The sequence below is a fragment of the Rhizobium sp. CECT 9324 genome (assembly GCF_918741265.1).
GTDB lineage: Bacteria > Pseudomonadota > Alphaproteobacteria > Rhizobiales > Rhizobiaceae > Allorhizobium.
The window spans coordinates 26,153-44,908 of the sequence record NZ_CAKKMZ010000005.1; the positions used below are offsets into that span (position 1 = coordinate 26,153).

The following is an 18,756-nucleotide window of genomic DNA, read 5'->3' on the forward strand; positions in this document are numbered from 1 at the left end:
GTGCAATTAAAGAGAGGTCAGTCCCTCTGGAACGACGAAGGTAGGCAGGCAAGATGGAGGTTCATCTGCTCCTGCTTCAGGGCGTCCTTCACCAGAACTTTGGCCTCCTGACACGCCTCCTCCGTGGTAAAGCGGTTATACTGGTCGGGTCTCTGTGTGAGAGGCTCTACGTGCCCGAGCGGGGATACGATGAAGATTGTGAATGCTGCTGCTTTGATCATTTCGACTCCATGTAGATGCGTAGTGTCAGCGTGAAGTTCTGACGTAGGTAGAGAGGTCGGTACGCTCCCAGACCAGAGCGGATACCTTCCGGAAGTAGTCCCCTGGAGTAACTCGTACGGTCTTCTGGGCGGCAGGGAATACCTCTCGTCCAGGACGTAGGGTCACTGTTTTGATTCGGCAGTGGTGGTCTTTCATTCCGTGATCCTTCTAGTTCTCCGGAAGATGGCTCCCGTGTACATGCACTGGCGCTCCTCTATCAGCCACCAACGTCCCTCAGAGTCCACCTTCATGCGCCGCTTACGGAGCTTGAGGCTCCTCCACTTTTCGTCCTGAGAGAGGTTGCTTCCGGTCGAAGCGTAGGGTCTCCAGGCTGTGGCATTCGGTGGCACAACTCGGCGGATGCGAGCGACCAGGGTCTGTAGATGCGTAGTGACGATGCAGAAGCGCATGACTGAGGTCCTTACCATATTCGGCACATTGTGTGCAAGATCGTAGTATGGGGAGTTGCTTTTGAGTCCTGTGTTGGACGGTGGCACACTCAATGTTTACAAAGGGTTAGGTTCTGCCACTGTGGCGTTTGTGGCATTTCACTCGGTGGCGGCTATAGCGCGGATGTGGGACGGACACAACAGCCAACTACCCTGGGTCTGGCACTGAGAGAATGCACCGTTGATAGCGGATGACATCCTATCCTCGCCCTTACTTTGTCCTGCCTGCTGCCCCAGGAAGTAGGTACAGATGGCCAAGCCAATTGCCAGCCAAACTCCATGTCGTGATACTGTTGACACGTCCAATGTCTCCGCTTAATGGAGACACTATAATGCCCCGCTGGCGGAATTGGTAGACGCGCCGCACTCAAAATGCGGTTCCTCACGGAGTGCTGGTTCGATTCCGGCGCGGGGCACCATACGGAGCCGTCATGGCCTCCTTGAAGTACCTTTCCTTCACCTGAACGGGTAGAGCCTCCCAAGAGTCTACTACGTGCATGTCGCCCGCTGTTTCCTCGCAGTAGATTGTCCACGCAAGCTCACAAAGTGCGGGCGACTCGTCCATTGCCTCTTTGGTAGTCGCGGTTGGTTGGCCGTACCAGAATGCGGAGAATGCAGACGGTGACGCACGGTCAAAGGCTTGGGCCAGCGCCCTCAGTTGAGCCTGCACCCTGTTGTGCTCTCGGATGAGGATCTCTGCGACACTCTTCGGCACTGGGCCTGTGTCCATCTGTTGGTCGCTACTCGTGATGTCCACACCGTTTGGACCCTCCCCGAACACGAACCAGTACCCGAACTTCTCGTCTATGTACTTGTCTTTCAAGTCATCAACTCCTTTGCGAACCGTGCGACCTCCTCCGGGGTGATCCCTGGAGTCATAGCGTAGGCCTTGATTATCTCCCCAACGTTGCTCCCTCGTGGAGCCTCCTGCTGTGGCTGCGGTGCGGTGAAGTACTGGCGGCTTTGCTCAAGCTCCCCTGCCCCTACTAGCTCCAGGTACCCTGCCGTTGTGGCGATGCCCTTGTGGCGAAGAACTTTCTGTAGGGTCGCGGTCGGCATACCCCGAGAGTTGGCATACCAAGCGAACGTACGGCGGAGAGACTTCATGGTCGCCGTTGGGATGTGGGTTACCCCCAGATACTCCCTGACGTGGTTCCATCTGTCGCCTGCTTGCCGTGGGGTGATCGGGAACATTCGTCCCCACCTGTTGTCCTTCTGCCTCTGGATGGACCTCTGGATCGGCTCCATGCTCTCTGGGTAGACCGGGATGGCGTTCTGTGCGTCAGACGTCTTGGTACCCGCTGGGTTGAACCAGGGTGACTTGGTGTCCAGTCCGGTAAACATGCGGGCATCCATCCTGAGGACCTCCTCGACGCGGAGACCCTGGTAGACGATGATGTCGATTATGTCAGCGAACATCGGGTCCGTGATGAGGTCACCATCGAGTGGATCTCGGAGGGAAGTTACGACCTTTCGGTGATCATCGGGCCTGAGCCACCACTTCTCTATCCGCTTCCCCGAGACGTGCGGTATGGGGAGCTTCACGGTTGCGAGTGGAGGGATGCGCTTGAGGGCAACGTCGTTCACAACCCTGAGAGATCCCAGGTACTTGTTGATGGACGAGGGGGCTAGGTTCTTAGCTCTTAGGTGGACCACTAGGGCATCGATGTCTTCAGACAGTATGGCGTCAATGTCCGGCTTCCCGCGCTCCTCCATGAACTGCACTACTAGGGGAACCACGTACTGGACTGACGCGTGGTACCGGGTGCCGTACCAGTGGGTGTCGAGGGCGATCTGCATGGCCTCACGGAGAGTTCCCGAACGACGCACTAAGCTTCGCGTGATGGTCTCTGCGGTGGCGGCGTAGAGTCCTCTTTCGGCCTGGACCTGGAGGGGTTTGTCGGTAGGAGAGACAGGCCACTTGCCGTAGGTGGTGATGGCCGTCTCGATCTCTACTTCGAGAGCTTCCGCTTCGGCCAATGTCTTGGCGCTCTTACGGATGCGGGTGAAACCTGGGAGTGCTGAAGCCCGGTTGATCGTGACTTCAAATACCTTGCCCCTGGGGCGGATTGTCATTGGTCGCTCCCCTAAGGATGTACATGAGTTGGTCGGCTAGTGCCCTGCCCTTCGGTGTGAGCTTGGCGACTTTCATTCGGCGGTTGAGCACGTAGGTATCTAGCTCCACGAGACCCATACCTTCTTTACCGTCACGGTACTTGTCTCCAAGATATCGTAAGTGGGTCGAGAGTGTCTGAGGCGTGATGCAAAGACGTTCGGCTATCACCTCAAGTGGGGTAGGCTCGTCCTTAGAAGTGAGCCCGCCCCAGAGAGCAACTCCGAGAAAGGAGTTGAGGATTGTTATCGGGATGTACTGGGTGTCCTCAGTCTGCGCGGCTTGAACTCGGCGGTTTGCCTCCAGGTAAGCTCGCAAGGTGTCCCGATTGTCGGAAGTTGTGGCCATGAGTGTCATCTCCATCTGTACGCGACTCCACACATACTGCCATTTCGTAGTGTGCGCAAGCCCCATCTTCTACCCAGGCGACAAGCCATGTGGTGATGTCTCTACCCTCCGCATAGTCCTTTAGGAAGTTATAGAGGTCAACGGGTTCAAAGGCCTTCAGCCCGAACGTCACGGCATCTTGGAGCGAGGTGATAGACGGGAGGCACACCGGGAGAATGGTCATATTCTACGCTTCTGTGTATGATGGATAGATGGATGATTGGATGGTGAGGAGGCCAAGACTGGCCCCCTCCTTCGCGTTCTCGTCTGGTTAGCCTTGAGCGGCCTTGGCGACCTCCTCGAAGCTCTTGCCCTCGACTTCAGCAAGTGTCGCCTCATCGGTCGGGTGGGTGCTGTACGAGTGGATGGCTTCAGCTTCGGCCAGGACGTTGCCGATGGTCTTCTCCCCATCGAAGTCCTCGCGGTCGATGTTGAGGATGCCTGCGAGTACGTCCATGCGGTGGTCGGCGTCTGCCTCGATCTCCACCTCGGAGCCCTCGTGGTCGAAGGCGATCCAGCCCAGGTCCGATGCGTCGATCATCTCCGGCTTGCGGATGCTCTCGGGAAGCTGCTGACCAAGGCGCTGCTCATACCACCCGGTACGCTCGCCCAGGAGTGCAACGGCGAATCCCTCTGCCCAGTCGGGACGCTCGTCAACAGGCGTCACCACCTGACCCGTGAGGCCGTCGATGTGGAATGCGCCTTCGTGGTTTGCCTTATGGATTGCAATGCGGTTCATATTCTCTTCTCCGGTCCTTCTAGGAAAAGGAAAGGGGCTGGCCTGAAGGACATGACCAACCCCCAAGGATGCTCAACTGGAGGTCAAGCGAAACTGTTGCACTTCAATACTCCTATCCACACTGTGTGTCAAGGCGTAGTATAATGCGAGATTTAACACCTCATTTTCTGGGAGGCGTTATGACTTGCGGATAACCCGCACACCCTTGGGGTCCTTGGACACCGAGACGGTAAACTCTGGAGCCGTACCGCCGTCCTTCTGGACCTTTTCGCGATACTTGTTGATGGAATTGTAGATGGTCTTGCCGCCGATGTCTGGGATGAAGACCGAGGGCCAGGTCTGCGGGTCATCCGGCTTGGTTGGCGCAGGGAACGATGCCCAGTCGTACTTCGAGATGCCTCCGGCGCGTTCCGGTACGATGCCAGTCTCGATCTTGAAGCTTCCCCATACGGCGGGAGCCTTCTGCTCCTCCTGCTGGGGAGCCTTGGTGTCCTTGTTCTCGGTGTTCTTTGCGTCTTTCTCTGTGGCCATGATGGTTCTCCTGTTCGATGGCTGGTTGGTGGTAGGTTAGAGGTTGATGATCTGGGCCGTGGAGATGTCCTCCATGTTTATGAACGTCTCGTTCTTCCCCTCCTGGTTGATGAAGATGGACTCCTCATTGTGGCTGAGAACATGGGCGTTCCGGTACACGAAGCCATTCCTCATGGTGATGTAGTCGAGGAGGTATTGACGGCCCTGCTGGTCGAGGGTGGTGAGACGCTGGTGGAGGGATTTCACGGTGTGTTCCTTGAGTGTTAGCTGGTTGCGGCTGTCGCGTTGGTGTGGCTGAGGCGTACTGCCCAGATGGCAGTGTTGAGACGGGGAACGTGGTGTTTCTCCGCGATGGCGGGCTCTGTCTTCATGGTGGTCGTGGTGGGTACTGGCTTGGCGTAGCGCACCCACTGGTACCTGTTCTTCGCAACCCTAGAGATGCGCCCGATTACCATCGGCTTGTCTCCAGGCTGGACCACGAAGTGGACTCCTAGACGTGCCAAGAAGGAGTTGGGTTTGGGAGTGAATGGGGTCTTATCCATCACTGCTCTCCCGACTGCCTGATCTTCTCCATGAGGTCACGTCGAGCGTCTTGCGGAGTGCGACCTGTGCCAACAAGACCCAGTGCAGTGGCCGTGAAGATTGCTTCGTTAACCAGCGCTGGGAGTCCCGGTGGCTTGTAGATTGTGAGTGCTGTAGATTGCATGACTGTTCTCCTTCTGTGAGTGTGGAATGTCGTAGTGTCTACGTCAAAGAGACGAGGATGAGGGCGCTTACGGCCACGAGTGTCATCAGGCCTAGGAACGCTGCTGTGTCTTCCAGGAGGTGTCTCAAGCTGGAACTCCTTGTGGTTGGATTGCTGGAATGTTGTTCCGGCAGGCGGCGTACCGCATGAACCAGAACGGTATGTCGTGGCACCCGACCACCAAGTCCCCATTGGGCTTGATGGAAGAGAGCCTGAAGTCTCCCGCTTGGATCGTCTTGGTGGGGACGAACTCGCGATGCTCGCGGCGGCACTTGACGGCCAGCCAGTAGAGCGACTTGGCGACCTCCAATGGGACGGATGCACCCCAGGTCGTCTCGACGCGGTCCTCGATGATCCGGGGAAGCGGGCGGGTGGTGTAGTACCGTGTGGCGATGGTCTGCTTCTGGCCGCGCAGCCAGTTCTTGACCTCAGGCCAGACCTCCTCTCGGCGGATGCGCCTGTTCTCTGCCTCACGCTCGATCCTGGCGCGGTTTTCCGCCTCGGCGCGGATGGCTGCTGCCTCGCGGACACCCTCGACGATGGCATCAGGTTCCCAGTTGAAGGACTCGAAGCCCTCCACCTTGAACAGGCGGATGTACTCCTGGGCCTGAGCGATAAGGTCCTGTGCCTCGCGGAGGTGCATGTCGCCGTACTTGCGGGCTCGCTTGGCTTTCTCCAGGCGATCCACGATCCGTTCGACGTAGTTCCGTGCGTTGTGAAGTCCCCAGTCGATGTCTCGGACTCCGGGAACGTCGAAGACCTTCATGTGCTGGACTGCGCGGCGGGTGTAGGTGATGTGCTTGGCGGTGGACACCGAGTATCCTTCGGTGGTCATGAGGACCACTGGGCCTTCTTCAGTCTCTACAATCCGCGCAATTGGGAAGTGATGGCCCCAAGAATAGATGATGGTGCCCTCGTAGAACATTGAAAAGCCCTTACGATGGCGTCCGGTCTGATTGGCCCAAGCGTGGGCAACCTCGTTGTGAGTGCTCATTGTGTCTTCCTTGGATGTTGGGATGATGTGTAGATGCGTAGTGTTGTCTTACGCTGCTGGGCGTAGTACGGGTCTCTTCTGGTAGTGCTCTCGCGCTCCTAAACAGGCCATGTTCAGCATGTCCATGAAGTACCCATCGTGGATGAACTTCAGGACCTCGCCGCTCTTGTAGACGCTGGCCCCCAGGTAGTCGGCTGCGATTTCCTTGCCGTAGTGATCCAGGACCCTGATGCTGCTGTCGAACATGACCAGTTCGCCGCTGTCCAAGTCAGCCTGTATGCTTCCGTCCTCGTCGTCCCCATCGTACTTCTCGAAGGACTGCTCCGTGCGCCACTCTACGGTGAAGTTCCGGGTTGCGGCTGTCCAAAGAACGCCGAAGTTGTTGTGTGGATCTTTCCAGCGTCTCATATCCGCTCCTCGTTGCTGCACTGGTTGATGGCATCCTCAAGGATGGACACCACGTCCTCGACTTCCGCTCCCTCTGCGTGTGCATCTCGCGCCTTCCAGAGTGGTGCGTAGATCGCCCACATGATCTTCGCGGCATCCTTGAAGGTCTTGAAGTCGCCGATAGCGGTCGCCTCATGCTCCGGTGAAATCCCGTAGATGGTCCAGTAGTCGGCCTCCTTGCCTGTCTCCTTGTACGCCTCGAACGTTGGGTAGCTCACGATCTGGCCGTGAGCCTCATGGACTGGGCGGATCTCCATGTAGGCGAAAGTCAGCTCCTTGCTCATGCCTCTGTCCTCCTGCTGTGCTTGTATGCGATGCTGCTGGTCATTGACTTGACGTAGCCGCTCCGGGAAGCGTCTCCGAGTTGGACCGCGTGGAAGTCAGCCCAGTGGATGGTCTCGCCATCTGCCGTCACGCTCTCCTCGCAGTACTGGTGATGCTCGGTCAGGACACCTCGGTACGTGATGCCGTCCCGCGTGACCTCCTCTGTGTACCTTGTCATAGTGTCACCTCAGTTTGTGTACGTTGCGACCCGATACTCCTCGCCATCTTTGGATACCTCTATGAGGACGCCTGAGAAGAAGCCATCTGCGTGACATGCCTGCCAGGGCCATTTCTCGGTGACGTCCCTCTCGGGCATCGTTGCGAAGTCCGAAAGGTGGTACCAGTTGTTCCGGTACTTGAAGTAGCCGTCGGGCTCATACCCCTCGTCTGTCTTCAGGTGTTCGTACTTGTCTTCGAGGACCTTGGTGGGAACCTCGTAGTCGTACTTGAACGGACGCCACTTGTGGTCTGTGGTGATGTCGAGGCAGGTCATATCGCCGCTTCCCTCACGTTGGCGTTGCACCATGCGTCCATCCAGCCACCCGCGTAGTCCGCGATGACTTCCTCAGGGTCACTCACCACGTCTGGGATGATGAAGGCTCGCGACACCGTGTTACCGTCCCGCTTGATCAGGAGGTACATCTCATCGCAGGCCGTCAGAGCCTCCAGAGCCAACTTGGTGTCCGTTCCGGTATAGTCGGGGTCCTCGCCGTGTCCGTACGTGCAGACCAGCGTGAAGCCTGCATCGGTTGCGTCTTTGAGGAGTTGTCGGACGTACTTCAGGTTATCGCTCATGGTTATGGCTCCTTGGTTGGATGGTGTGTAGATGCGTAGTGTTGTCAGAAGCGGAAGTCGTTCGTCTTGAGGAACTCAGCTTCCTCCTTCGTGGCCATGACTACTGCCATCGGGTGTTTCTCCAGGTACTTCTGGAGTCGTGCTCGATTGGTCGGAGTGGGTACCTTGCGGTAGGCGTTGATCAACTTCGTCACAGTGCTGGCTCCATGGTTAGCTGAGTGATGAGGAGGGTCTTTTGGGGCACCCTCCGAGTCGCGAAGCGACGAGGACGATTTTTTGGGATCGCGTGGCGGTCGCATTACGGGGCGCTCCGGTATGCTCCGGCAAGCCTGCCCTTTGTGGTGCCTTCAAGCCCTGCTGTATGCCCCGCGTCCGCGTCTCACTAGGACCACGTCATCGTCGTCCCTGTATGTCGGGGCCTCATAGTCCTCGCGACCACCTGAGGACCATCTGTCAAAGACTGGCATGTCGTTTCCGCGTGGTGCGCGTTCCATCTGGACTGTCTTGTGGTGAATGCGCGTGGTCGGCTTTTGGTCAGGGTTGCGGCGGAGTGTGTCGCCTAGATAGATGGTGCGCATTGTCAGTAGCTCCTTGCTGCTTTCATCCGTGCCAGAATGTCGTCAAGACGCTGTAGCGTCCGCGCCGTGTCCATGCCGCATGTAATTGCGTAGTATGCAAAGCGTAGCTTGCGCATTGTGACCGCCTTTGAGGTTTCGACTTGCTTGTCTCGTCAGTAGGGGATGCTTACCCCTAGACCTCTCTCACCCTTGGCGTCTCTCCCTTCCCGCGTTCCGCGTGGGCCATCCTTAGGTTATACAAAGCGCTCCTCACACTCTGGGGCTTGGCTCTCTATGCTTGGCGGCCATGCCAGTTACCGTGGGGCCTAGACCCCCAAGAGTGCGTCACCGCCTCTCTTGTGAAAACCACACTATGTGCTTTGTCGTAGTGTGTAAACAGAAAAATGCACTGATAGCGAATAAAAACGCTAAGTATCTGTTTTAATGTCGTTCTTTCTGCATCATCTCTACCCTAATGTCTCCCTTTACGCCCTGCCTTACGCCTCATTAGGCCACGCTAGACCATATGTAACGCCATAGTGTCGCCGTCTCCCGGTGGACCATCAGGCCACGACATGAGGGCAGGCCGTACGCCTCTATATAGGGTGCGCCATGAGGTCAGGACATGAGGGCAGGCCATGCGGGCGCTAGACCATCACTAGTGCTCAGAGTGACCGCCTTGTGTCGCCCTCATGGTCTAGGGTGGATGGTGGCCATGCCTCACCCCTTCCCCATGGTCCCCATGAGTGAATGCTCAAAGTCACCGAAAAGAGTCACTGATTCGATCTGTAGAACGACCTCCCACAATGTCGCATAGTGTACCCCGCGAGCCATGCATGATGCGCAACCCTAGGGCCTGAATGGTGGCTTGTGGCGGGCGTACTTGATCCATAAGCAAGTCCAAAGTGTAGGAAACTCAATGGGTTACACCCCGCGCACCCCCGCCTAGTGGCCTTTGGAAGCCGCCACCGCCATGTAATGTTATCACGTTACCCAGCCGTACCCCCAGAGGGGGGAAGTCGCAGCGTTGTCACGTAAATCGGATGGCTCGCGTGAGCTACCCCTGGAGCGATCCGGGAAGTGGAGCACCATACCCTTTGAGGCGGGCCATGTGGACTTGGAGGGAGTTCATTGCACCCTGCACCTTCTCCTGGGCTACCACGAGGTAGTACCGGAGGAGGAACTTGGGGTCATACTGGAGGAGAAACAGGAAGTCGGTCATATTGAGCACCTTGAGTAGGGAGGATTACCATCCCACCCCGCTATACAAGAGGGGGAGACATGAGGGAGGACATGGAGGAGGAGACAGGAAGTAGGTCACTTTGAGCACTACTGAGAGAGAAGCCTTTAGTGGCAAACTTGAAGGGGTGGAGAGGAAGAGACATGGTCTCTCCCAACTCCTGTAGGTCTTACCCCTGTAGTAGCTACCTAGGGGGGCTCCTCTAAGTACAGGCCTATTAATCCTCTCCAGGTTGTAAGTTTTTAGCGCCTACCACCACCTCGAAGACCACGCCTGAGAGCACGTCTTCCGGCCCCGCCTCCGGTGACTTCATCGGCGTCCTTGAAGAACTTCGCCAGTTCCTTCTCCCGGCGTTCCTCCTCGGCCTTTTCAGCCTGCTCGGCGGGCATGAGGCCCAACCGTTCCAGGACCATGCTCACGGCCCCAGCAAGGCCCTCCACGCGGTCGTCGTGCGTGAGGCAGTCCTTCTCACGGGCCAGACGTGTGATCTGGTACATGAGGCTGTAGCGGTCCCGAAGCTCGGTTCCGTCACGGGACTGGGTAGTGGCGTAGTCCTCCAGGAAGACCTCCTTGGCCACCACGAGACGATGGGCCGCGAAGACGGGCTCCAGGGTCTGGATGATGCGGAGTTCTTTCTGCTGCTTCTTGGCCCGCTCGGTGACGATCTCTGTCGCCTTCCGCTTGTCCTCGGGGTGCCGGGGCTGCTGCTTCAGGGTCTCCTCCCAGGCCTTCTTGACGTGGGGCTGGAGAAGCTGGGCGAACATGCCCTGGCCGAAGTCCTCCTCGACGCGACAAGTCATCACGTTGAACTGGACCAGGAGGTTGGCGATCTCCTTCAGGGTCTTCTCCCCGTGACCGTCCAGCCAGCCCGCCTGCTTGAGGCAGTACGCGGTGGAGTGCAGCACGGCGACAATCGTAAGCGTGGTCTCATCCTTGCCCTTGCCTGAGGGGTCGATGAAGGCAACGATTTGCTCCCACTTGGAGAAGCTGTCAGAGACGCTGGCAGGCCTGTGGACGCGGTCCCCATCGAAGCTGATCGTCTGGACGTCCTTGAGTGCCAGGTGGTCCCCAGAGCCCCAGGAGACGAGGTCTGGCCCGGTCCTGCGATCCAGAGACATGCACATGATATCGCCAAGTCGGAGGGGGTACCGCTCGACGTCGCTAAGGCTCGTATCAAGCATGAACTGGAGGGCGAAGCCCGCCTTGCCCCAGGACATTTCTCGTGCCCTCAGATCCTCGTCACTGAAGCGCGTAGGCTCGGTTGAGGTGCCGGGTAGAGTTGGGTCCTTCTCCAACATCCAGCTAACCCAGCGGGCCAGCCTGGAGCCGTATGATCGACGCTGCTTGCCGTTGGGGTAACGTGCAGGCCAGATCTTGATGACGTACCCGCGCTCCTTCTCAAGGACGTTGTAGATCGAGGCTTCCGTCTGGGGGGTACCCAGGAAGATGATCTGTCCACCCGGCTTGATGATGGCGTCGAACTCTCGGACGGAGTCTGCCAGCTTCTCCCGCATGTCGGGGGTCATGGAGTTGGTGTTCGTCTCCACGTCATCCCCGACGATCAAGTCACCACGGAAGCCGACGATCTGCGCCGTGACACCTACAGCGAACACTGAGGGAGTCTGGTCAGGACGTGCAGGCCCCACGTCGAACGCCTGGGAGGACTGCCGCTGGTTTGGCTTGGGACGGAGGTGCTGGAGGATCGGCATCTCGGCAATGAGGTTGAGACACCAGTTGACGAACGCCACGGAACGACGTGCGGAACCTGACGCGACCAGGACCTTCTTCTGGGGGTCCCGGAGGAGCGTCCATAGAACGTATGCACCCGTGATCCACGACTTGGCCGCACCACGGAACGCCATGATGATCAGGTGGTCGATCTCCCCGGATCGGGGGTGGTGCTGCATGTAGTAGGCGATGTCCAACTGAAGCGGCGTCGGGTCAGGAAGCTTCAGGTGCCGCCAGAGGATTGTCAGGAAGACGCGGAAGTCATCCTTGACGGGGTCATTGAAAATCTCGACGTTGTGGTGAGTGGTGGTGGACTTGAGGCGCTCCTTGCGGGGCTCCTTCAGGGGGTCCTTTATGTTCAAGATCGGAGCGAGGGCCTTGGTGGTCTCCTCGGTCAACTCGGCAGAGAGCTTCTCCTTCCAATCCTTCCCCAGCTTCCGCTTCTGGACCTGGACGAACTTCTTGAGGGCCTTCTTCACCTCTGGCGATGGCTCGGGCAGATCAGACATCCATGATCCTCCGATAGATTTCCATCGGGGCTTCGCCGTCCCCCTCGACCATCTCGTATGGCATCCCCAGGCCGTCCAGGAGGGCTGTGACCTTGGCGTCGATTACCCTGGCCTCCTCCTCAGTCTGATTGCGGCCCCACGGGTGATACTCCTTGGTCCGCTTGATGACGAAGTTCTGGTTGTTGAAAGTCTCGAAGGCCCAGAGGACCGTCCCAGTGAAGCCAGCCGACTTGAATGGACCTTGGGCGTACATCGTGCCTAGCAGAAGCGGGGAGTCGGTTATGATCCACTCCACCTGTCCGACCAGACGGTGAAGCCTGTTGAACTGCTCGCCCAGGATCGTCATCTGGTTCCCAAGGCGGGACGTATTGCGCTCGTAGGTGAGGTCCTTGGCGTACTCCATAACGAGTTCCACCTTGTGGCCCTTCATCTTCATGACGTTGAATAGGCCTGCCGCCGTTGTGGACTTCCCTGCCCCAGGACCAGCGAACAGATTAATGACCTTGGTCACCTCCATCAGACTGCCCCCGGCGCGAAGTACTCTTTGACTGCCAACCAGTGACGCGGGAAGGCGAACTCGGTGTCCCGGATGTGGTAGTCCTGGAAAACAACTTCCTGGGTCTCAGCCGGGTCGGGGCTCCAGGTGCTATCGAGGAAGGTTGGTCCCTCCCAGAGCGCGATAACCAGATTGTTCCCGTACTCGTCAGTCTCCATACTCAGGAGCTTCATGTAGGCTTCGGGATTTGTCAGGACGTAGCCGGTCTCTTCGTAGACCTCTCGGGCTCCTGCCATCTGCCACGTTTCACCGCGCATGTGATAGCCACCGGGCAGACCCAGGAGGCCCTTCTTCGGCTCGTTCCCACGGCGCACCATGAGGATCGTCTTGTATCCCTTCGGGACGATCACGGCGACGACTGTGGGAGTGTTGTCGTAAACTACGTTCGCTTCTCCCAGATTCTTCTCTTCTTGTTCCACTGTAGGTATCTGTCCTCTTTCGCCAGTCGGATAGCGGCGCTCATGGCGATGGTCGGATACTCCGTTATGGAGTACCCGGTACCGGCCCTGAGGCTGTCTTCATCGACTAGGTGTCTGTGTCTGTGGGCGATGCTGGGAAGCTCTTTGATGAGCTTGACGCACAGCGTGTTGTAGTCCTCGTCAGGGAGGATCGTGATGTCCAACTGGTAGTAGAGGTACGAGAGCATCAGGTACCATGAGACGTAGGCGTCCCGGTTCTTCTCGATGCAGGACCACATGTACTGGGCTCGCTGCTTCGGTGTCACCAGGAGAACTCCACGCCTATTGCCTTTCCGATGGCGACGAGAGCCGTGACCATGAGTACCTGTCCTACCGTCTGTAGTGCCCAGGTCTTCCAACTCACGAGACTCTCGCCTGCCGCATCCTCTTCCTCTTCCAGTTTCTTCTCGATGCTGCCCAGACGACGGTTGATCTCTGACTGCTGGGACTTCAGGACTGCGATCCCCGCGTAGAGGTCTCGGAGTAGGCTCTCATCGGCCATGTCAGATCCTTATGAGATCGCGGAACCAGACCACCAGGGACCGTCTCGCTGGCTCCTCGGGTGCTTCTTCGGGAAGCGCGTCGAGTTGCCTCTGAATGTTCTCGATCCTTCGGATGGTGATCTGGTGCTGCCGCTGGAGGGACTTGAAGTGCGGGAGTAGCTCATCGGTCGTAGTCGGGAGTGTCGAAGGTTGGGAGATCCGCTTTCTTCTTGTTCTCGCCACCAGTGGCTCCTTCCATTGGGTCACCCATGACCATGCCGTTATCCTTGAGCATCTGTCGGAGGGTGTTCTTCTCGGCGGGGCTTGCGTACCCACCACGGACGGCCCTTAGGAGGTCCTTGAGGAGGTCACGTCGTGCCTCCTTCATGATGTCCTCTAGGTCCAGCTCGTCGAGTGCATCGTCCTCGGCCTGACCTCGATTATGGCCTGCGGTCGGACGCGCCTCGTCATCCCTGGCGTTCCCCGTCTGGTCGAACAGGGCACCAAGGTCTTCTTCATCGTCTTCCATTATGTCTCCTGTTGGTGGATGCCCCATTTCCAAAGAGTGTCCAGCATGTCGGACGTGATGCCCTCAGCCTCGGCGAAGGTCATGAGGAGTAGGTCATAGCGGCGGTACTGCTTGGCCTCTTCGAGCCATGCGATAGCCTCGTATTTGTCCCGCCTCTGGACCACCGTCTCCTCCGGGAGTCCTGCAACGCGGTCGCGAACAGACCACTTCGAGACCCCTGCCGAAGCTGCGACCAACCAGAACGTCAGACGGTCCATCGGGAGAGTGAGTGGATCGATCGGTTCAGGATCAGGCGGCGTCTCCGGGTCTGTCTCTTCGGGCTCGATCAGTGAATAGATCCAGGCCCCATTCACAAACTTCCGTACGAAACCCGACTTCTGGTCAGGAGGTGGAGTGTCGGTGGAGAAGGCAGGAATGAGCCATACCCCCGGTTGCCTCGGGCTCTCATCGGCTTCACTCCAGCCGACGTATTCCCTGGTGTCAGGGTCGTAATTGTAGACCTTCATGTGGTTTCCTTAGAAAGCGCGGATCAGGACGAGTTTCGCCACGTTGCGCGGGCGTGCCTCTGCCCCACCGCTGGCCGCAATGGTGAGGTTGTGCGCGTGGTTGCCGTTACCGTCGATGTAGAGAGAGTGCGCGTGGTTGCCCGCTGGGGACGTGGTGATCCAAGCCTCATTACTGGCAGAGGTACCACGGTCAGCATATGCAGCATTGGAGTCAGCGCCATTTGATGGAACACCGTGTGTGTGATCCCCGCTTGCCGTGGTCGAGCCAGTGTGTCCGTGCCAACCTTGGGTGTCGGTCGTACCCGTGTGATTGTGGCTTAGGTTCTGACTGGCCTGCCAGGAGCCAAGAACACGTCCTGCGTCCACCCCGCGACCATCATCAAGTCCGCGAATGAACTCTGCCCGACTGTCCGGAAGGTTGAACGTGGTGGACCCGTCACCGGCACCAAACGTTATCCCGATCTTCGCGAAGAGTTCCGGGTACACCGTGCGGGAGATGGCAGCGCCGTTCTCCTTGAGGAATCCGTTTGGTAGTGTCGGACTGTTCCAATAGATGGATGCGCCAATTGGGACCCCTGCCGCCGCGATGGCAGTGTCGGTCTCTGACTTGGAGTACGTCTCGGCCTTGGAGTATGTCTCCGACTTGGCGTAGGTTTCGGTCTTCTTGTAATAGAAGTTTGGATCAAAGGATGCAGCTTGTTCCGCGCTCTCCGCCGCCTGTTGAGCAAGGAGTGATGCACTCTCAGCCGCCAAGGTGGCATTATCTGCCGCCAGTTGTGCAGCGGTTGCGGTCTGCTGGATCTGGTTGATTACGGACTGGATCGTCGCCAGCGCACTTTGTGCGGCCTCGTCGGCTGCACGGTCTGCCGCATCTTTCGCCTCCTGGACGGCTTCGGCAACGAGGTCAAATCCCTCAAAGAGTTCCTGGACCAATTCGTTTCGCGTTGTCTCCTTGTCGGCGTACTCCTGGAGAACGAAAAGAAGGAGGCTGAAGTTGTTGTTGGTCCCCTCAAAGTCGAAGACGGCTGTGCCTTCGAGGACCGCCTGGAGAATTGCCACCGGAGTGTTTCGCTCGACGCGGGTAACCTGTCCAGAAGGGAAGCCAACAGTTGCTTGGAGCATTCCGTTGTTCAGCCACGAGTACTTGTCCGTGACCACCCCATCCACCAGGACGCTCACATGGTCCCGGTCGATGAACTTAAAGGGCACGGCTATGCCCTGGCCGGGGCTGACTGCCCCGACCTCATTGTAGCTATACGCCATTTTGTATCCTTATCTTGGTGTCAGGGCCTCCAGGAGATCCCTGGCCCCAGGTTCGCCATTGAGGCGTGTCTGACGGTTCGTGATGAGGGCACCACGGGCCTCCTTCTGACGCTGTTTGATGTACGGCTTCAGTTCCGGATACTTGCGGACAAGCTCCTTGCGAGCGGCCTCACGGTACTTCTGGGCGAGCGCCCCGAGACGGTTCAGGCGGGTACCCTTGATCCCTGCTTCTCCATCCGGAAGATCCTGGTACCCGGCCTTTCTGATCTCTTGCTCAAGCACCTGTCTAAGGGACTTCCGTCCTGGGAGGTGGCCGCTGAGTTGCTGGAACGCCTCGTAGGCATTGAGACCGTCATTGAGGGTGATGTCCCGGAGATCCACACCTTCGAACTTGGGGTCCGGCTTCCCGAGACCCTTGCTGGTCTGGAGCATGATGCGGTTGTGTTCCGCTTCCACGATGTCTGAGTTCTGAGAGCCGATGAGGCCTACAGTTCTCTCCACCGGGTCTCCGAAGACGTCATAGTTCTTGGGGAGGGTCTCACTGAGTCCTGGTACCCCACGCATCATACTGTCTACGAAGCCCCTCGCCTCACGGAGGTACGGGTCCGGATTGTGACCTCGGATGAGAGAGCTTGCAGGGAGCATCGAGCCCGCCGTTCTGCCTGCCCACTTCGCGAGGTTCTTGTCCGGTTCCAGAGCCGCCTGGATGGCCGTGTTGAGGTTGAGAAGGAAGGTCTTCTCCCCCAGGTTCTTAGCGAGGGCGATGACGATTGCGCCAGCCGCCTCAGTCATGTCCCGGTCAGGATCGATCTGAGACTGGTAGACCACGTCGGCCACCATACCCATCACCATGCCAGCGGGATCAAAGCGGCCTGCCTGGAAGTACTTGGTGTTGCCGTCCTCATCCTCATAGACGTAGGAATATGGACGCCATCCAGTAGCCATAAGCTCCTGCTTGAGCTTGAAGTCGCTTGGGCCAGATCCAGTGAACTTGCCGCTGAGTGCCAGTCCTGCTGCCAGACTTGCGAACATGCTTCCGAGGATCATCTGACCGTTGGCATGGGCCTGTGCCTCCGTACCGGCCACTCCACGCAGAGCATCGCGGAACTCCTTCTGGGCCAAGTTGAGGCCTGGAGTCATCTTGATGCCGTACCGGATGACATTCACCGGGGTCTTCACAAAGGGCAGCACAAGGGAGAGTGCCGGAGCCACGCGGCGAGCACTAACCAGGGAGCGTCCCAAGCTGCCGCCGATGGTCACATCATAGTCGAGATCCTGCTGGAAGCCGACCATCTGTGACTCCCTCAGGGCCTTGGCATCGAGAGCCCGACCAGTGTCAGGATCAATGGCCATGTCGAGGGCCTTCTGGATGTAGGCCTTGGCGTCTGCCGCACTCAGGTTCATATCGGCGGCATCGAGCGCGGCCTTCGACTGTACCACTGCACGGTACCGCATGGTCTTGAACATCTCGTCGGCACCACCGAGAGCCCGTGTAGGGAGACCCACGATGTTTCGGTAGTTGGCGGATACCCACGCATTGTAGGTGAGGTCCCAGATACTCTTCACCGGACGCCACGGAAGCACCTCAGTTCCAATGGTGTTGGTACCACCCTGGAAGTACTCCGTGTTGTGTGGAGAGAGGATGGAGTCACCTCGACGGAACGCCTCCACGGCTGCAAACCACCCGTCAGCCAGGGAGGTCATCGTATAGGTATACTCCCGAAGTGCCTGCCTAGAGACCGACGAGAGTTCTGCCCGCTTGCCTGCGTCCTTAGTGATCAGGCGGAGTGCCGTAGACCCGAAGAGTTTCTCCGTGGGACGTGCGACAAGCATCGCCGCGTTGGTGGTCATGTTGACGAGGTGGGTAGGCCAGAGCCAGAGGAGACCGTTGGTCAGGTGCCACGTCGCGTTATCCATCACCCTGTCAGACCACTTCCGGTTTGCCAGCATCATGATCTTGCGCGGGTCACCCTCTGCCTTCTCCATGATGATCGCCAGCTTCGCCGGGTCCAGGTTCTTGATGGAGGCAAGGTCTGCGTCCCTCACCCGGAACTGCTTGCGGGCGCGGCGTAGAGCACGGCCTGAGTTCGCCAGCATCGAGTTGGCATTCGCCATGACGTCAACCGCCGCTGCGATCCTCGCCTTGAGTTCAACCTGTGCCGCCTCGGCGTTCCCCGCGAAGGAGTCGAGGTTGCCCATGCGGATGTCAGAAGCCAAACGGTCTGCATCCAGGAACATCTTGTTGCCAATACGGAGTGAGGCTTCCATGTAGGGGACCACCTGGGCGGCTTTCTCACCCATCTCCGTGATCTGTCCCAGGATTACTGCTGGGTCTTCATTGAAGGCTTCGGCAAGCTCATTGGTTACGTCACGGACGCGGGCGTCTCCCAGGCGGGCTCCACCCTTAGCCACATCATAGCGTCCTTTCAGGACCTTGGCCGTCTGACGCACGAACGTCATGACCTCAGTGGTACCCCGGAGCTTCTGCCACGGGAGCTTTGTGTTGGCTCCGAACTTGTAACCGTTGGCGCGGGCTTCAGACAACGATCCGTACTTCTTGATGGCACGGGTGTCTGCCTGACTACCCCGGATGATGTCGTCCAGTTCCTTGTCGGTGACCTCCTTTACGCGGAGTACACCCGGCTCCTTGACGTCGGTCGGGATGATCCGCTGGCCGTTGGGACCAATGGGCTGACCCATGCCGATCTGCTCGGTTACGTCTTCTTTCGGCGCGGCCTGGGGATCAAGCTTGCCGGTGGTCGGTACACCTGGATCTTCAGCGTCGGCTCGTACGGGGGCTTCACCATCGGCGGCGACCGGCGAGGCTTCATCTGCCACGTTGACCATAGGATCTGGCCGTAGAGGATCGACATCATTGGCCTCCAGCTTCTTGATTTCCTTCAGGGCCTCATCCTGCTTCCCCGCCCTCAGGAGCTTGACCACCTTCACGGCACCCACCAGGGCGAAGTCCAGGCCGATGGACTCGATGGCATTCTTGAAGCGGCCCTCGGCGGTGGAGTCCTCCGGGTCGGAAGCCAGATAGTCGGTCACCGGGTTCTGGAGCGTCGGGAACTCTTCGATGATGTCTGACAGACGCTCCTCATGGGGATCGAGGACGACGGTGGAAGCCAGAGCCCCCTTGC

General features: G+C 58.4%; 24 protein-coding genes and 1 tRNA gene. 1 reads left to right on the forward strand and 24 read right to left on the reverse strand.

The features are described 5' to 3' along the window. Positions 1–17 precede the first annotated feature (17 nt). Positions 18–221, reverse strand: coding sequence for a hypothetical protein (locus LQ231_RS27060; protein WP_230169817.1), 204 nt, complete (start codon positions 219–221; stop codon positions 18–20). 823 nt (positions 222–1,044) lie between these two features. Here LQ231_RS27060 and LQ231_RS27065 point away from each other — a divergent pair. Then, positions 1,045–1,129 (forward strand) — tRNA-Leu (locus LQ231_RS27065). Here LQ231_RS27065 and LQ231_RS27070 read toward each other — a convergent pair. From LQ231_RS27070 to LQ231_RS27180, 23 genes are all read right to left on the reverse strand, one after another. Then, positions 1,093–1,533: a hypothetical protein gene (locus tag LQ231_RS27070; RefSeq protein ID WP_230173171.1), complete on the reverse strand. Its 441-nt coding sequence runs from the start codon at positions 1,531–1,533 to the stop codon at positions 1,093–1,095. The two genes, LQ231_RS27065 and LQ231_RS27070, sit on opposite strands and share 37 nt — an antisense overlap. After that, on the reverse strand, positions 1,530–2,786 hold the full coding sequence (locus tag LQ231_RS27075) for a site-specific integrase (RefSeq protein ID WP_230173173.1): 1,257 nt from the start codon (positions 2,784–2,786) through the stop codon (positions 1,530–1,532). Before LQ231_RS27075 ends, LQ231_RS27070 begins: the two co-directional genes overlap by 4 nt. Beyond that, complete coding sequence (locus tag LQ231_RS27080) at positions 2,755–3,171, reverse strand: hypothetical protein (protein WP_230173174.1); 417 nt, start codon at positions 3,169–3,171, stop codon at positions 2,755–2,757. Before LQ231_RS27080 ends, LQ231_RS27075 begins: the two co-directional genes overlap by 32 nt. Positions 3,172–3,481: 310 nt before the next feature. Beyond that, positions 3,482–3,949 (reverse strand): hypothetical protein, encoded by a 468-nt coding sequence (locus tag LQ231_RS27085; RefSeq protein WP_230173175.1) that lies wholly within the window; start codon positions 3,947–3,949, stop codon positions 3,482–3,484. 177 nt (positions 3,950–4,126) lie between these two features. Next, positions 4,127–4,480 carry a hypothetical protein gene (locus tag LQ231_RS27090; RefSeq protein WP_230173176.1) on the reverse strand — a complete coding sequence of 118 codons (354 nt, stop codon included), beginning with the start codon at positions 4,478–4,480 and terminating at the stop codon, positions 4,127–4,129. A gap of 36 nt (positions 4,481–4,516) precedes the next feature. Next, on the reverse strand, positions 4,517–4,726 hold the full coding sequence (locus LQ231_RS27095; RefSeq protein WP_230173177.1) for a hypothetical protein: 210 nt from the start codon (positions 4,724–4,726) through the stop codon (positions 4,517–4,519). 584 nt (positions 4,727–5,310) lie between these two features. Next, positions 5,311–6,219 carry a hypothetical protein gene (locus tag LQ231_RS27100; RefSeq protein ID WP_230175440.1) on the reverse strand — a complete coding sequence of 303 codons (909 nt, stop codon included), beginning with the start codon at positions 6,217–6,219 and terminating at the stop codon, positions 5,311–5,313. A 48-nt stretch (positions 6,220–6,267) separates the two neighbouring features. Then, on the reverse strand, positions 6,268–6,627 hold the full coding sequence (locus LQ231_RS27105; protein ID WP_230173179.1) for a hypothetical protein: 360 nt from the start codon (positions 6,625–6,627) through the stop codon (positions 6,268–6,270). Beyond that, positions 6,624–6,950, reverse strand: a complete 327-nt coding sequence (locus LQ231_RS27110) for a hypothetical protein (RefSeq protein WP_230173180.1) — start codon at positions 6,948–6,950, stop codon at positions 6,624–6,626. The genes LQ231_RS27105 and LQ231_RS27110 overlap by 4 nt, the downstream gene beginning before the upstream one ends. Continuing rightward, positions 6,947–7,168, reverse strand: a complete 222-nt coding sequence (locus tag LQ231_RS27115) for a hypothetical protein (protein WP_230173181.1) — start codon at positions 7,166–7,168, stop codon at positions 6,947–6,949. The genes LQ231_RS27110 and LQ231_RS27115 overlap by 4 nt, the downstream gene beginning before the upstream one ends. Positions 7,169–7,177: 9 nt before the next feature. Beyond that, positions 7,178–7,483, reverse strand: coding sequence for a hypothetical protein (locus LQ231_RS27120; RefSeq protein ID WP_230175442.1), 306 nt, complete (start codon positions 7,481–7,483; stop codon positions 7,178–7,180). Continuing rightward, positions 7,480–7,785: a hypothetical protein gene (locus tag LQ231_RS27125; RefSeq protein ID WP_230173183.1), complete on the reverse strand. Its 306-nt coding sequence runs from the start codon at positions 7,783–7,785 to the stop codon at positions 7,480–7,482. Before LQ231_RS27125 ends, LQ231_RS27120 begins: the two co-directional genes overlap by 4 nt. Positions 7,786–7,829: 44 nt before the next feature. Next, positions 7,830–7,979, reverse strand: coding sequence for a hypothetical protein (locus tag LQ231_RS27130; RefSeq protein ID WP_230173185.1), 150 nt, complete (start codon positions 7,977–7,979; stop codon positions 7,830–7,832). Between the two features lie 1,420 nt (positions 7,980–9,399). Continuing rightward, positions 9,400–9,564, reverse strand: coding sequence for a hypothetical protein (locus LQ231_RS27135; RefSeq protein ID WP_230175443.1), 165 nt, complete (start codon positions 9,562–9,564; stop codon positions 9,400–9,402). A gap of 260 nt (positions 9,565–9,824) precedes the next feature. Further along, a complete protein-coding gene (gene terL / locus LQ231_RS27140; RefSeq protein WP_230175444.1) occupies positions 9,825–11,819 on the reverse strand; it encodes a phage terminase large subunit in 1,995 nt (664 codons plus the stop codon). Next, positions 11,812–12,336 (reverse strand): AAA family ATPase, encoded by a 525-nt coding sequence (locus LQ231_RS27145; RefSeq protein ID WP_230175445.1) that lies wholly within the window; start codon positions 12,334–12,336, stop codon positions 11,812–11,814. The genes terL and LQ231_RS27145 overlap by 8 nt, the downstream gene beginning before the upstream one ends. Beyond that, complete coding sequence (locus LQ231_RS27150) at positions 12,336–12,794, reverse strand: NUDIX domain-containing protein (RefSeq protein ID WP_230175446.1); 459 nt, start codon at positions 12,792–12,794, stop codon at positions 12,336–12,338. Before LQ231_RS27150 ends, LQ231_RS27145 begins: the two co-directional genes overlap by 1 nt. Further along, complete coding sequence (locus LQ231_RS27155) at positions 12,755–13,099, reverse strand: hypothetical protein (protein WP_230175447.1); 345 nt, start codon at positions 13,097–13,099, stop codon at positions 12,755–12,757. The genes LQ231_RS27150 and LQ231_RS27155 overlap by 40 nt, the downstream gene beginning before the upstream one ends. Next, positions 13,096–13,335: a hypothetical protein gene (locus LQ231_RS27160; RefSeq protein WP_230175448.1), complete on the reverse strand. Its 240-nt coding sequence runs from the start codon at positions 13,333–13,335 to the stop codon at positions 13,096–13,098. Before LQ231_RS27160 ends, LQ231_RS27155 begins: the two co-directional genes overlap by 4 nt. A 161-nt stretch (positions 13,336–13,496) precedes the next feature. Continuing rightward, entirely contained in the window at positions 13,497–13,844 is a 348-nt protein-coding gene (locus LQ231_RS27165; protein WP_230175450.1) for a hypothetical protein, read from the reverse strand. Continuing rightward, complete coding sequence (locus tag LQ231_RS27170; protein ID WP_230175452.1) at positions 13,844–14,350, reverse strand: hypothetical protein; 507 nt, start codon at positions 14,348–14,350, stop codon at positions 13,844–13,846. Before LQ231_RS27170 ends, LQ231_RS27165 begins: the two co-directional genes overlap by 1 nt. A 9-nt stretch (positions 14,351–14,359) precedes the next feature. Continuing rightward, positions 14,360–15,613, reverse strand: a complete 1,254-nt coding sequence (locus LQ231_RS27175; protein ID WP_230175454.1) for a tail fiber protein — start codon at positions 15,611–15,613, stop codon at positions 14,360–14,362. Between the two features lie 9 nt (positions 15,614–15,622). Further along, a partial coding sequence (locus LQ231_RS27180) for a hypothetical protein (RefSeq protein WP_230175456.1) occupies positions 15,623–18,756 on the reverse strand: 3,134 nt, incomplete at its 5' end.

Excerpts from the sequence above, each read along its gene's own strand:
- LQ231_RS27060 (WP_230169817.1), bottom strand. The coding sequence starts at position 221 with ATGATCAAAGCAGCAGCATTCACAATCTTCATCGTATCCCCGCTCGGG.
- LQ231_RS27075 (WP_230173173.1), bottom strand. The coding sequence starts at position 2,786 with ATGACAATCCGCCCCAGGGGCAAGGTATTTGAAGTCACGATCAACCGG.
- LQ231_RS27080 (WP_230173174.1), bottom strand. The coding sequence starts at position 3,171 with ATGGCCACAACTTCCGACAATCGGGACACCTTGCGAGCTTACCTGGAG.
- LQ231_RS27085 (WP_230173175.1), bottom strand. The coding sequence starts at position 3,949 with ATGAACCGCATTGCAATCCATAAGGCAAACCACGAAGGCGCATTCCAC.
- LQ231_RS27090 (WP_230173176.1), bottom strand. The coding sequence starts at position 4,480 with ATGGCCACAGAGAAAGACGCAAAGAACACCGAGAACAAGGACACCAAG.
- LQ231_RS27100 (WP_230175440.1), bottom strand. The coding sequence starts at position 6,219 with ATGAGCACTCACAACGAGGTTGCCCACGCTTGGGCCAATCAGACCGGA.
- LQ231_RS27105 (WP_230173179.1), bottom strand. The coding sequence starts at position 6,627 with ATGAGACGCTGGAAAGATCCACACAACAACTTCGGCGTTCTTTGGACA.
- LQ231_RS27110 (WP_230173180.1), bottom strand. The coding sequence starts at position 6,950 with ATGAGCAAGGAGCTGACTTTCGCCTACATGGAGATCCGCCCAGTCCAT.
- LQ231_RS27115 (WP_230173181.1), bottom strand. The coding sequence starts at position 7,168 with ATGACAAGGTACACAGAGGAGGTCACGCGGGACGGCATCACGTACCGA.
- LQ231_RS27120 (WP_230175442.1), bottom strand. The coding sequence starts at position 7,483 with ATGACCTGCCTCGACATCACCACAGACCACAAGTGGCGTCCGTTCAAG.
- LQ231_RS27125 (WP_230173183.1), bottom strand. The coding sequence starts at position 7,785 with ATGAGCGATAACCTGAAGTACGTCCGACAACTCCTCAAAGACGCAACC.
- LQ231_RS27135 (WP_230175443.1), bottom strand. The coding sequence starts at position 9,564 with ATGACCGACTTCCTGTTTCTCCTCCAGTATGACCCCAAGTTCCTCCTC.
- terL (WP_230175444.1), bottom strand. The coding sequence starts at position 11,819 with ATGTCTGATCTGCCCGAGCCATCGCCAGAGGTGAAGAAGGCCCTCAAG.
- LQ231_RS27145 (WP_230175445.1), bottom strand. The coding sequence starts at position 12,336 with ATGGAGGTGACCAAGGTCATTAATCTGTTCGCTGGTCCTGGGGCAGGG.
- LQ231_RS27160 (WP_230175448.1), bottom strand. The coding sequence starts at position 13,335 with ATGGCCGATGAGAGCCTACTCCGAGACCTCTACGCGGGGATCGCAGTC.
- LQ231_RS27165 (WP_230175450.1), bottom strand. The coding sequence starts at position 13,844 with ATGGAAGACGATGAAGAAGACCTTGGTGCCCTGTTCGACCAGACGGGG.
- LQ231_RS27170 (WP_230175452.1), bottom strand. The coding sequence starts at position 14,350 with ATGAAGGTCTACAATTACGACCCTGACACCAGGGAATACGTCGGCTGG.
- LQ231_RS27175 (WP_230175454.1), bottom strand. The coding sequence starts at position 15,613 with ATGGCGTATAGCTACAATGAGGTCGGGGCAGTCAGCCCCGGCCAGGGC.